The following is a 12,663-nucleotide window of genomic DNA, read 5'->3' on the forward strand; positions in this document are numbered from 1 at the left end:
ATTTAATAGTTGCCTTAGGCAAATATAAATAAAAATAGTTGCCAGAAGCAAATATTTTTTATAAATTTGAATTATGGATGAAAAAATAGTACACCAAATTAGAAGCTTCAATAGAAACTACGTGAGGACGATAGGATTATTAGAAAACACGATTTTGAATACTGGCTATTCCCTAACCGAAGCGCATATTTTAAATGAAGTCACCTCTCAACCTAATTCGACCGCAACAAGCATAAATAAGGAATTAAAGCTAGATGAAGGATATTTGAGTAGAGTTATAAAACGGTTGATTTCGAAATCGTTGATTACCAAAAAACAATCGCTAACTGATAAAAGAGTTTACGTCATTAATCCCACTGATAAAGGAAAAACTGAATATCAAAAATTGGATATTCTTTCCTCCCAAATGGTAATTGCAAATATCGATCATTTAAAGCAAGAAGAGCAATTAGAGCTTGTCGCACTATTAGATAGAGTGCAATTATTACTGAAAAAACAGTAGTGAATTTCTATTTTAGATTTGGAATACATGTGACAAATGGTTGTTTATTATAGAACAATCAAATCAAGGAATCAATATTAATTCTCCGCTACCGCACAAATCCTTTCGTGTGCTTCAAGAGGAATAACGATTAATCCCCATAATAACTTTATTCCACTATTGTCATTGCGAGGAACGAAGCAATCACACTATGATTAGCTACAATCCTAATCCTATTTTATTTATAAAATCGATGATACAATTAAAATACAGCTATTTAGTTTAAAAAGTATTTACCCGCGATACAGTACAAATCCTTTCGTGTGCTTCATTGTCGTTAAATACCAAACATTCTAAAAACAACTAAATAGTTTTCGCTACTGCGTTCTATGACAAAAATTGCATCACCGTAAGTACTATTCCGTTTTAAAATTGTAAGCTATACACCTTATTTCTTACTCTTCTTTTCTTTAAAGTCCGTAATTGTCTTTCCATCATAACTATACACTCCACTAAAAGATCCAAACCAAATACTTCCATCATTAGCTTCCAATATGCCACAAAGCATTCCTGTTCCACTTATTGACATTATTTCGGTTACAGTGGGCTTTTTACTGTACAATGACTTTTTATCATAACGGGAAAGTGTCCAACCTCCAGTCCCATTTGGATTTACTGCACCAGTAGTCCAGATGTTTCCTTTTCTATCTTCGATTATCGCAGAAGCACCTCTGTTTGTTACCTTAGTAAAAGTATTGCCGTTATAGCGCCAAAGACCAACTGAAACGACCACAGTATCACCTTTTTTATCTTCGATTATGGATCCACCAAACCAAATAGTGCCTTGCTTATCTTCCATTATCGACCAAACGTTGTTAAAGGCTTTACCCTCTTTGTTTTTGAAAATCGTAAATGTTTTTCCATCATAAAAACAGGCCTCGCCTCTGGTTCCAAACCATAACTTCCCTGTCTTATCTCCCATAATAGTTGTAATGTCGTTACTAGAAAGCCCTTCTTTAGTTGTGAAATTTTGAAAAGAATTCCCATCATAACGGCTTACTCCACCACCTGTCCCAAACCAAATAACACCAGCTTTATCTTCATAAATAGACATCACCCGATTATTAACAAGTCCATCCTTGGTAGTAAAATGTTGAAATGATTTCCCATTGTAATAGTAAACACCAGAATCAGTAGTAGCAAACCAAAGGTTTCCGTGTCGATCTTCTAGAACATCCCAGAATCTGAGGAAACCTAACTTAGTTGTGAGATTAGTAAACGATTTTCCATCGTATCGAAATACACCAGCTAATGATGCAGCAATCAAAATGTTTCCTTTTCTATCTTGCTTTACATTACGAACCATTGTGGTAGGCCCGTACATAGTAACAAAATCTTTGCCATCTGCCGTGATACTATCTTTAGCTACGTTTGTTTGATTTTGTTTACAAGAAGTTATAAACACTGACACTAAGAATAGAACAAATAATTGTAAGCGTTTTTTCATTTTGTAGTATTGAATAAGTTATCCTCTGTTTTTCATTGAATAAATGTAGTCCATTTTACTCAATACAAAGTAAAGGGACGAATTGTTTCGTGTAGTTTGTTTTCATTAAATACCAAACACATAGTTTCCGCTACCGCACCAATCCCTTTGTGTGGTTCGTTAAAATTAAATACCAAATATTCTAAAAACAACTACATCGTCAATTAATCCTGCGCTACCGAAAAATTACTATGGCAACTTTCTAACTTTATATTTGGGTGCGGCTACTGTAACTTATGGTTAAGTTAATAGTTCGCTTCAGGGCATAAAAAAACCACGAGAACTAACTCGTGGTTTTTAAATAAAAATTTAAGGTAAAAAGCAATAAATTATAGTGCTATCACACCCACATTAGTGTTTACACCTGCTGTTACCACCACATTTGTTTGGGTTACAGGCAGTAATGGCAATAAAGGCGTTATAGTAAAAGTGTAGATTCCAGGTAAAAGCCCTGATATTTGAAACTGACCTAACGCATTCACACTACTAGAGTATTCTACAGCATCAACAGAGGTAGCTGTTGCCACTGCCAAAGTACCAATAGGCGTAATAATTCCTTTGATATTTCCAGTAATAGCGGTAACTATAGTTCTAACCACTGGTTTTAGTTTGTACGTTCCATTTCCCGTTTTTACAATAGAAGCATTGGCATCAAAATCAAGTAGGATCTCATTTTGAATATCCGCAAGCAAGGTTTGGTGTACTTGTAATTTCAAACCTGATTGTTCCGCACTTGGCGTGTCTAAAGGATAAGTAACACCTCCCACAACCACTGTGTTGTTAGACCCAAGTATCAACCTAATTTGTGATACATTAGCATCACTCAATTCACTCGTAGCAATTAGTGTACTCAAACCATTCGAAAACTCTAAAAGGTTATAAATACCAGCTGTAGTGTTTAATAGTACCGTTTGCCCATTGTTTCCTGTAACTTCCACCGCTTTTAAATCAATGTTTACCTTTTCATAAGGTCCAGGAGCATCTGTCATACGAACATTGTAGGCATAAGTGCCAGAAGTAGAATCGCTGCTACAAGAGTTCACTGTAATTCCAAATACAATAAACGTAGCAATTAAAAGTATCTTTTTCATAATCAAATTGTTAAGCTGTAATTTAATTTTTACAACATTACAAAGTTGATTACTAATGATTTAAAAACTGTTATAAAATAATAACTAAAGGTTGTATAATTTCCATCTAATTAATTCATAGTGATTCTTTTTACGACTTGTTATCGTTAAATATTAGACATCGCTATTTTCCAAATCTTCAATAATTATAAAAACCTCTTTAATGTAAGCTGTATTTCTTTCTCTAGAAACATCAAAAAACCAACCTTTTTTGGGTCTTTTTCCAACCTTGTCAATAAGAAATCTAATTTTAATGTCATTTTGATAATCCAGTAGGTTGTTCAAAAACTGATGCATTGATATTTGTCCACTAAAATATTTTCTAGCGAGGTCCGCGGCATATAGCCTGTTCTTTCTTTCTAAGCTATTTATCATAAAAAGTCGTTTAAGTATTATTTACCAATCATCCTACATTATTTTAATCTAACGAAAATATTCCCATTTTAATCAACTAAAATTCTGAATAAATCATTCGATAATCAACTCATATTCAAAGATAAATACTTGATAAATAAAAACTTTACGGGAAACCACATTCGCTTGAAATAAACCACAAAACCTCCGCAACCGCACGAAATGAAATTCGACGAAGTCAATCCTTTCGTGTGGTTCGTTGTCGTTAAATACCAAATATTCTAAAAAACAACTACATACTCAATTAATCACCGCTACCGCACAAATCCTTTCGTGTGGTTCATTATCATTAAATAACAAACATTCTAAAAAAAACTACATCTACTCCGCTACCGCACAAATCCCTTCGTGTGGTTCATTATCTTTAAATACCAAACATTCTAAAAACAACTACATCGTCAATTAGTCTCCGCTACCGAATCCCTTGCTGTGGTTCAATATCATTAAACAATTAATCCTCATACTAACTTTATTCCACTATTGTCATTGCGAGGAACGAAGCAATCACACTATGATTAACTACAATCCTAATCCTATTATATTTCTAAAATCGATGATACTATTAAAATACAGCTATTCCGTTTTAAAAGTATTTACACAATGTAGAATATGTATTGTGTTTAGTGCTCAACTTCACGTACCACACGAAAGGATTCGGTAGCGGGGAACGAACAAAAGTTAATCATCTTGCGGACAAAAAAATGAAGTCTTTACTTCAAATGTGTGCTATGACAAGTATCAAATATGACTCCCTCTGCTACCGCACGAATCCTTTCGTGTGATTCGTTGTCATTAAATACCAAACATTCTAAAAACAACTACATCGTCAATTAGTCCTTTTTCGCCTGCATAATCAATGGCACTGCTATATACATAGTCTTCCGGCTTATAAACTAAACCTTCTTCTACAGGATTATTATGTACATAATCTATCTTTTGTTGAATTACTTTATTGCTCCACAACTCTATTGGTTTGTTGTCGTGTCGCCAGAATTGATGATGTTTGACATTGGAACTTTTCTCTGCTTCTTTTTTAAAAAAGTCCAACAAGAATTCTTTCCTGCTCTCCCTCGGATTTTCTTGTATACTTTTTACAATCGAACGACTAGTAAACCGTTTTAAATCTCCAATTAATAACTCAGGATTTTGATCGTTTATACTTCTAAAAACTAAATGCACATGATTACTCATAATGCACCAAGCATGAATTTCTAATCCTTTGTTTTTTTGACAAAATGCTACACTTTCAAGAAATAAATCTTTGTATTCATTACGAGTAAATACATCTAACCAACCTACAACTGCAAAACTTATAAAATACAAACCCTCTGGATTATGGAATTTATAATTTCTACTCATAGTTACTGCTTTTAAGGTTTAAGTAAATATAGTAAGTTTAGTTTTAGTTTTTAGGTTAGTGCTAAACTTCACGTACCACACGAAAGGATTCGTGCGGTAGCGGGGGAAAAACGGAATGCTTGTTTTAAACAATATACGCTGCAAAATTATTAGCAGAGTTTTTGCAGTAATTAACAGACGAACTCCATACATAAATACATATATATTTGCCTGTTAATTTTTAAATTTTTAGTTGTTTTTTATCATAGAATGCGGTAGCGGGGGTTAGTGACGTTTAGCTTATAGGCACGAGCGGGACGCTCGCGCTAGCCTTTAGATTTGTTCTTTGAAAAATCATTAAATTTAAATTAACAACCAAACTGACAAAGTGAACCATTCGCGCCGCAAAGTTTTAGACTTATCCCCCGATTAGGACTTTGTCAGTTTGTATTGAACAAGCATCAAATAGTAATTCAGGTTTTTAGGCCTATTATCAAGGTTATGAGTGTGTTCAATAAACTGGTTGCTAATCTTTAAAACATTTTCTTATGAACAAATTTAAACATTTTTTAGGCATTGACGTATCCAAAGAATATTTTGATGCTGTTGTGATTTTGAATGGAGATAAACAAAACACCATCCATAATCAATTTGTAAATGATTACAAAGGAATCCAAGCACTTCGCAAATGGTTGAAAGAGCAAAATGCTACTTTTGAAAACACATTGATTTGTTTAGAACACACTGGCATGTATGGAAAGTTACTTATCAAGTATTTGATGGTATTTAAGTTTGATCTTTGGGTAGAAATGTCGTTGAAAATTATTCGAAGTATTGGTGTTCAGAGAGGTAAAAACGACAAAATTGATGCTGAAAGAATAGCTTATTATGCCATGAAGAATGTTGACGAAGCAGTTCTGTACAAAGCTCCTAGAAAAGAAGTTGATAAAATCAGAAACTTATTGTCTTTAAGAGAAAAGCTAGTGATTACAAAAGCTTCGTTGTTACGTAATGTAAGAGAACTTAAGTCATTTGATTTAGAAGTGGCTAAACTCTCAGAAAAACTCCAAAAAAGTACAATTAAAGGAATTGAAACAGATTTGCAAAAAATAGAAAAACAATTAGACAAAATAATCAACGAAGATGAAAATCTTTCTAGAATATTTAAAATATCGACATCGGTTACAGGCGTTGGAAAAGTAACAACTTTATTCTTAATTTGTTTTACAAATGAATTTACAATGTATATCACTCCTCGCCAATTGGCTTGTTATGCAGGCGTTGTACCTTTTGAACACACTTCAGGAAAAAGTGTACGTTCAAAACCAAAAGTCCATTATATGGCAAATAAAAAATTAAAAAAACAGTTGCATATGTGTGCGTTATCTGCAATCACAAGTGATCCAGAGTTGAAAATTTATTATAGCCGAAAAGTACAAGAAGGAAAAAGCAAAATGCTCGTAATTAACAATGTAAGAAACAAACTCATACATCGTCTTTGCGCATGTATTAAGGAAAACAGAACCTTTGAAAAAAGACAAATAGCTTAAGATCAATTAAATAAATTTTTCTTTTGATAGGGAAGAAGTAGTAAAAACTTTTTCCCCTTCGCAAGACTTATTGTTTGTTTTCAACACAAAGTTATTGAATTATTCACAAAAAATAAATGAAAATTTTATGAATTATTATTTGCTTAAACCATAGTAATCGGAGGATATAAAGCGTTTGCAACGCGAATCATTAATCATTGTCTTTAGAAGTTTATTATTTTCATTATAAAAAAAAAGTATTTGTTTCTTTATAAATGTTTTAATTAAAATTCAGTTAAACTCTTTTATCAAAATCAATTTCAGCTTCTACTGCAGTTAGCCGCGTTGCAAACGCTACGATTTCTCTTTCAATTTAAGTAGGTACTCGTCGCAGACGAGCACCAGAGAACGCAGACAAAAGAGTTCCAGTGGGGTTACTTATTTAACGCTTTTAAAATGCGTTCTTCATTTATTAATATATCTCTAAATAACACATGGGGAAAAATGGGGTACTTAGATGTTTTAAATACTTCAAATATTCTTAACAAAGTTGATGCAGTAATAAGCGATAAATTCATCTCCGTATCCATTTCACAGTCTATAACAAAATCATCACTAAATTCTGGAGCAATTAATAATATTTTTATAATTCTTAGATTATTATTAAGAGCTAATTTTTGATATGATTTTAATTGTCTTGATACTGCGCTAAACTTATTAAAACTCTTTTCTTTACTTGTTTTACATTCTATAATTATAACTTCGTCGTTCCCTAAATTTAAGAGAATATCAATCATATCCTTAGAAGTATTCAATTTTTGTTTAGATTTCTCATCTACATTAAAACCTAAACCCGTAAATATAACTTTAGTTAATTCTTCAAATTTCAAACCTAACTCACTTTCTTTTATTGCGATTCCGTTTTCTTTCAATAAGTTTAAATCACGATATGCGACATTTTCATAATTTTCTAAATACAAATTTTCAGCATCTTTATAATGCTCCATAATATTTAATAAATCATCTCCTCTTTGTTTTATACCATTATCTTTTATAAAGCTGGTTAAATCCGCTTTTAGAATTAAATCTAGAATATCTCTTGGTTTAATATTATAATCTAGAAGAAAATCAGCTTTCATCACAAATTCATCTTGCAATTCAAATTGGTCTTTTAATTGTTTGTTCAATTTTGGTAAAGATTGATTGAGTTCAGTTAACATTTTATCAAAACCATCTATTGAAATACCAACCTTTTCATCTTTCTCAACATTTTCAAAATACTCTATTAAACTGTTGATTTTATCTTCTAATGTACTCCCTTTTAAATTGTTTATATTTAAATTATTTTCGCACAGTTCATTGAGATATTTTTTCTTTTCTGTTAACGTAGAATTTTCTTTGTATATATCATTTGCAAGTAAATTTTTAAATGATATTCCAGAATTAATTATTTCTTCTATTTTATTTGGATAATCTAATTTTCTATCAATATTATGTTTTTTTGCTATTTGATTTAAAATAGGTTCTTTTAATGATTTTAAAGTTCTTCTGTAAAATTTATCTGCGACATCTTTATTTCGCAGTTTTCTTAAAAGCCTAACCATTTCATCCGCAACGTAAATTGTATTATCTTTTTTTGAATAAAAAATTACACCAATGTTCTTAAGACTATTAATGACATCATGTATATCTACTTTTTTAATTGGTAAAATTGAATAATTTATTAGTTTAACTTCTTCCTGTGAGAGTTCTAGTTCTTTGGAAAGAGTTAATATTATAGATAGTTCATCGGACGTGATTTTTGCTTCTCGATTATTATCTGCGTCATTATTATAAGCGGTGGATAAACAAGATCTGTAAATTTTGTAATCTCTTTTTCTTTCTTCTCCTAATTCAGATTTTTCATTCTCTAATTCACAATTTAGTTCTTTAATTCGATTTTTTAAATTCTTTATTTCTGTTTCATAAAGTCTAGAAAACCAATCTTGTTTCATTATACAATTCCCATCACGAATTATTATATCTATTAATATATCAAGCTGAGAAGTAGCTTCTTGAAATTCACAATGAATTTGACTTAAAAAATCATTTGAAGTAAGGTTAAAAATATTAGAAATGTTTTGGTTGTCTACCGATTTTAAACCTTTATCTGTTGAGCTTAAAATTATTTCAATTTCTTTTATATTACTTGGTTTCTTAGATATGATATTATCAATAATTTTGATAAATGAATTTTTTTCAATAGAACCTAGTTTGTCTAATATCTTTTCTAATTTCATGTTTTATTTTTAAAATTTATCTTACATATCATTTTAACAAAAAGTATAAAGCAATTACCATAACTGTCTTATAACACAATAAACAAAGCAGTTCTTCGAAATATCAACATAAACTACTTTTTCAAATATACCATTTAATACCCGAAAATTCTGAATAAATAGAACACTCATTTTCAAAGATAATTCCTTCATACCAATAAACTTTACGGGAAACCACATTCACGCGAATTAAACCACAAATCCCCTAGCCCCGGTAGCAGTGAAAACCCCATGCAGGTTGAAAACCAGTTTTACTGGTGGTGACAGAGCGACCGCAGGAAGCTCCTGCCAGCGCCTAGTAAACCGGTTTGAGACCAAATGGGTTGTAACGAATGACGGGAGGAGCTGTAAATAATAATAAATAATTTTAACCTCCTATGCTAATCATGGAACGGTTGTCTTGGTGCAGGGTGGGATCGTTTATTTCGTCTATGGAGGTCATGCCGGCTCTTACTTTCATTTTGGTTTGAATGGCAGTGGCAATGACGGTTTCGAGGGCTTGGCCAGAGCGGTAAGCGGTAAGTAAATCGGTCTCGTGGTTAGAGAACAGGCAGTTTTTTATTTTACCGTTGGCGGTCAATCGAATGCGGTTGCAACCATCACAAAAAGGGTTGGTGATGGAACTAATAATGCCAAAGCTGCCCGCGTAATTCCTGATTTTGAAATCTCGGGAAGTGAAGTTTTTATCGTCTTGTAATTTCTCGACATCGGCGGGCGGGAAAGCGGTATGCACCACATCCAATATTTCTTGTTGTGACACCATCTTGCTCCTGTCCCACTCGTTACCGGCAAATGGCATGAATTCTATAAAGCGAATCGATAGCGGTAAATGCTGTGTCAACTGGATGAAATCGATGATTTCGTTGTCATTGAATCCTTTTATCAAGACGACATTGACCTTGACTTGAAAGCCGTTGTGGAGCAAAAGATGCAAATTGTCTATCACGCCTTGAAACTGATTGCGCAGTGTGATGGCATTGAACTTGGTCGCTACCAGTGTATCGAGACTCAAATTGATTTTGGTGACTTTATTAGCCTTTAAAACTTCTAGGTGTCTATCGACCAAAATACCATTTGTGGTAATCGAAATCTCGGTGCCTAGTGTGGCGAGTTGGGTGATTATTTCGGGAAAATCTTTTCGTAATAGTGGCTCACCACCTGTTAATCGTATTTTATTCACCCCATGATGGACGAATGTTTTGGCGATGGCATAAATCTCTTGTGCGGTCATTATATCCGCTTTTGGAGACAATGCAATTCCATCGGCAGGCATGCAATAGGTACAACGCAGGTTGCATTTTTCGATCAACGAAATACGCAAATAGTTGTGGGTGCGCTCAAAATCATCCGTTAAGAGGTTTTTATTTGGCGTCATGATTGTTGCCTTTTAATACGTGAAAAACGTGCAGTGCATGCGGGAAAACAGCATCCATAGATTCCCTTGCACCATTAGTAGAACCCGGTAAAGCCAGCACCAAAGTATTGCCTATCGTGCCCACCATGGAGCGCGAAAGCATAGCATACGGCATGCGCTGTTGCCCATAGGAACGAATGGCTTCCTCGATACCTGGAATGCGAGATTCTAGCAAGGGCTCCAAAGCCTCGGGAGTGACATCGCGTGACGAAAGTCCGGTTCCACCTGTGAAAATAATCAATTGGTGTTTGTCCTGCGCAAATCGTGTGGTGCGCTCTTGGATGTAATCGATCTCATCCGGAATGATTTCGTAATGAGTCGTTTCTATACCATACGAATCTAATTTTTCGACAATAATTTTACCAGAACGATCTTCTTTTTGGCCTGCAAAAATAGAATCGGAACAGACAAAAACCGCCGCTTTGATTGGATTGGGGAATTTATTTTTGAAAGACGATTTTCCGCCTTTTTTCTCCACTAGTTTAATAGTCGAAATTTCGATGTTTTTATCGATCGGTTTCAGCATATCGTACATGGTCAACGCCACAATAGACGCGCCATGCATGGCCTCGACCTCAACACCAGTTTTATAAACGGTTTTTACTTTGAAAATAATGGCGATGGTGAGTCCGCTAATTTCATATTCTACCGAAGTGAACTCAATAGGAAGCGGATGGCAATCTGGTATGGATAAATGGGTGTTTTTTACCGCAAATAAACCCGCCGTTTTGGCCATTTCGAGCACATTGCCTTTGGGAACGGTGTTATTTACAATGGCATCAATGGTGTCTTGATGACTCACCAATACCGTTGCCGTAGCAGTTGCCGAACGTAATGTACTTATTTTATGCGTAATGTCTACCACTGTTTTTTGTTTAAAGTTTCAGGTTTATTCGTTTTTCGAACATCGGTCAACGAATTTCGAACATCGATCAACGACTACTTCGTATTTGTTTTCCAAGTGAATGCTTCGTTTTCGAATATTTCTTTGCCAAAGATGGGCACGTCTTCTTTTATCCAATTGACAATCGATTCGGTGGCTTCGTACACTTGTTTTCTGCGAGTGGCCGAAACAAACACAAACAAGCAAACTTCGCCTGCTTGCACCACACCCAAACTATGGTATATATGCATACAAATTAAATCATATTTTTCGAATGCTTTTTCGCGGATGGCGTCTAGCTTTTCATTAGCCATTTCTTCATAAGCGGTGTACTCGATTGCTTTTACCGCTGTATCGCCATGCACATCTGCACGTACTTGTCCCAGAAAAATATTGTGTGCACCAATCGTGTGCTTGCTTTGATGTTTGGCTATGGATTGCCCTATAAATTCTGCCGAAATAGGGCCTTCTATAAATACGGTTTTCTTTCCCATGGTCTATTATTTTAAGAAACAAAAAGCGTTTCGTTAGGTTCAAATTTGGTCATTGCATTCATTCCGCCTATTACACTAAAGGCCGAAATGAACTGATTTTTTCTTAGCAGCGTTACTGCCGTTTTAGATCGAATTCCTGATTGGCAAAAAACAATTATTTTACTTTGGGGATTCAATTGATGTAATTCCTGCTCCAGTTCACTTAACGGAATTTGGATACAATTGGATTGTGCTAATTTTGGAGATTCTTCTAGATTACGAACATCTAGAAAAACAACTTCGGGCTGATTGATTTGCTCCATTGCTACCGAAGTAGGGATTTCAAAATTTCGAGTAGTTGCTACGTTGTATTTATGATCGAAAGTCGTTTTGTCAGTCTTTACAGTTTGTTTTTTTGAAAATTCAAATTTTTGTTGCTCGCTATTAAGTATATTGTAAACCAGTAATTTACCTGTTAATACCTCTCCTATTCCTAAAACCATTTTTAAAACCTCGTTGGCTTGAAACATTCCTATGATTCCAACGGATATTCCCATCACTCCGGCTTCATTACAGTTCCTCACCGCGGCATTTTCCTCTGGAAATACACAACGATACGTGGGTCCATCTTGATAATTAAATACGGAAACCTGCCCTTCAAATTTATAAACAGAACCATAAACAAAGGGTTTATTAGTAACACAACAGGCATCATTGATTAAATATTTACTACTTAAATTATCCGTTCCATCGACAATAATATCATACTGCTCGAATAAAGAAAGTGCGTTTTTACCATTTACTCTTTCTACAATCGCATTTATTTTTAAGGTTGGATTTAATTCCAAAGCCCTATTTTTTGCTTCCTCCACTTTGCTATTTCCTACCGAAGCGGTTTTATAAATCACTTGGCGTTGCAAGTTACTTACTTCAATTACATCTTCATCAATCAATCCTATTTCGCCAATTCCTGCTGCGGCCAAATACGGTAAAACTGCCGCGCCTAAACCACCAAGTCCAATAATCAAAACTTTGGCTTGCTGTAATTTTTCCTGTCCGCTTTCGCCTACTTCAGGAAGAATGAGTTGTCGGTTGTATCGTGTTGTTTCCATAAATCTAACTCTAAAACAGTAATCA

General features: G+C 34.1%; 11 protein-coding genes. 2 read left to right on the forward strand and 9 right to left on the reverse strand.

Annotated features, from left to right (window positions below):
* Positions 1-73: 73 nt before the first annotated feature.
* Positions 74-502 (forward strand): MarR family winged helix-turn-helix transcriptional regulator, encoded by a 429-nt coding sequence (locus tag AB3G39_RS12480; RefSeq protein WP_367768882.1) that lies wholly within the window; start codon positions 74-76, stop codon positions 500-502.
* A 427-nt stretch (positions 503-929) separates the two neighbouring features.
* On the opposite strand, the gene AB3G39_RS12485 is transcribed toward AB3G39_RS12480, so the two are convergent.
* The 4 genes from AB3G39_RS12485 to AB3G39_RS12500 form a co-directional block, all read right to left on the reverse strand.
* A complete protein-coding gene (locus tag AB3G39_RS12485; protein WP_369765377.1) occupies positions 930-1,988 on the reverse strand; it encodes a two-component regulator propeller domain-containing protein in 1,059 nt (352 codons plus the stop codon).
* A 368-nt stretch (positions 1,989-2,356) separates the two neighbouring features.
* Positions 2,357-3,118, reverse strand: a complete 762-nt coding sequence (locus AB3G39_RS12490; protein WP_369765378.1) for a DUF4382 domain-containing protein — start codon at positions 3,116-3,118, stop codon at positions 2,357-2,359.
* 153 nt (positions 3,119-3,271) lie between these two features.
* Positions 3,272-3,532, reverse strand: a complete 261-nt coding sequence (locus tag AB3G39_RS12495) for a hypothetical protein (protein ID WP_367768873.1) — start codon at positions 3,530-3,532, stop codon at positions 3,272-3,274.
* Positions 3,533-4,363: 831 nt separating this feature from the next.
* On the reverse strand, positions 4,364-4,930 hold the full coding sequence (locus AB3G39_RS12500) for a transposase (protein WP_369765379.1): 567 nt from the start codon (positions 4,928-4,930) through the stop codon (positions 4,364-4,366).
* Between the two features lie 527 nt (positions 4,931-5,457).
* On the opposite strand from AB3G39_RS12500, the gene AB3G39_RS12505 reads away from it, so the two are divergent.
* Positions 5,458-6,459: an IS110 family transposase gene (locus AB3G39_RS12505; protein WP_369765230.1), complete on the forward strand. Its 1,002-nt coding sequence runs from the start codon at positions 5,458-5,460 to the stop codon at positions 6,457-6,459.
* 413 nt (positions 6,460-6,872) lie between these two features.
* On the opposite strand, the gene AB3G39_RS12510 is transcribed toward AB3G39_RS12505, so the two are convergent.
* The 5 genes from AB3G39_RS12510 to moeB form a co-directional block, all read right to left on the reverse strand.
* Positions 6,873-8,717 (reverse strand): hypothetical protein, encoded by a 1,845-nt coding sequence (locus tag AB3G39_RS12510; protein ID WP_369765380.1) that lies wholly within the window; start codon positions 8,715-8,717, stop codon positions 6,873-6,875.
* Between the two features lie 406 nt (positions 8,718-9,123).
* Positions 9,124-10,131 carry a GTP 3',8-cyclase MoaA gene (gene moaA, locus AB3G39_RS12515; protein ID WP_369765381.1) on the reverse strand — a complete coding sequence of 336 codons (1,008 nt, stop codon included), beginning with the start codon at positions 10,129-10,131 and terminating at the stop codon, positions 9,124-9,126.
* Positions 10,118-11,035, reverse strand: a complete 918-nt coding sequence (gene moaCB, locus AB3G39_RS12520) for a bifunctional molybdenum cofactor biosynthesis protein MoaC/MoaB (RefSeq protein WP_369765382.1) — start codon at positions 11,033-11,035, stop codon at positions 10,118-10,120. The genes moaA and moaCB overlap by 14 nt, the downstream gene beginning before the upstream one ends.
* A gap of 74 nt (positions 11,036-11,109) precedes the next feature.
* Positions 11,110-11,547 (reverse strand): molybdenum cofactor biosynthesis protein MoaE, encoded by a 438-nt coding sequence (locus AB3G39_RS12525; protein WP_367752298.1) that lies wholly within the window; start codon positions 11,545-11,547, stop codon positions 11,110-11,112.
* Between the two features lie 11 nt (positions 11,548-11,558).
* Positions 11,559-12,638, reverse strand: a complete 1,080-nt coding sequence (gene moeB, locus AB3G39_RS12530; protein WP_369765383.1) for a molybdopterin-synthase adenylyltransferase MoeB — start codon at positions 12,636-12,638, stop codon at positions 11,559-11,561.
* Between the last annotated feature and the right edge of the window lie 25 nt (positions 12,639-12,663).

The sequence above is a fragment of the Flavobacterium sp. WC2416 genome (assembly GCF_041200095.1).
Classification (GTDB): Bacteria; Bacteroidota; Bacteroidia; order Flavobacteriales; family Flavobacteriaceae; genus Flavobacterium.

What these genes read in the sequence shown, in the direction of transcription:
- AB3G39_RS12480 (WP_367768882.1), top strand. Translation starts at nt 74, where the DNA reads ATGGATGAAAAAATAGTACACCAAATTAGAAGCTTCAATAGAAACTAC.
- AB3G39_RS12485 (WP_369765377.1), bottom strand. Translation starts at nt 1,988, where the DNA reads ATGAAAAAACGCTTACAATTATTTGTTCTATTCTTAGTGTCAGTGTTT.
- AB3G39_RS12490 (WP_369765378.1), bottom strand. Translation starts at nt 3,118, where the DNA reads ATGAAAAAGATACTTTTAATTGCTACGTTTATTGTATTTGGAATTACA.
- AB3G39_RS12495 (WP_367768873.1), bottom strand. Translation starts at nt 3,532, where the DNA reads ATGATAAATAGCTTAGAAAGAAAGAACAGGCTATATGCCGCGGACCTC.
- AB3G39_RS12500 (WP_369765379.1), bottom strand. Translation starts at nt 4,930, where the DNA reads ATGAGTAGAAATTATAAATTCCATAATCCAGAGGGTTTGTATTTTATA.
- AB3G39_RS12505 (WP_369765230.1), top strand. Translation starts at nt 5,458, where the DNA reads ATGAACAAATTTAAACATTTTTTAGGCATTGACGTATCCAAAGAATAT.
- AB3G39_RS12510 (WP_369765380.1), bottom strand. Translation starts at nt 8,717, where the DNA reads ATGAAATTAGAAAAGATATTAGACAAACTAGGTTCTATTGAAAAAAAT.
- moaA (WP_369765381.1), bottom strand. Translation starts at nt 10,131, where the DNA reads ATGACGCCAAATAAAAACCTCTTAACGGATGATTTTGAGCGCACCCAC.
- AB3G39_RS12525 (WP_367752298.1), bottom strand. Translation starts at nt 11,547, where the DNA reads ATGGGAAAGAAAACCGTATTTATAGAAGGCCCTATTTCGGCAGAATTT.
- moeB (WP_369765383.1), bottom strand. Translation starts at nt 12,638, where the DNA reads ATGGAAACAACACGATACAACCGACAACTCATTCTTCCTGAAGTAGGC.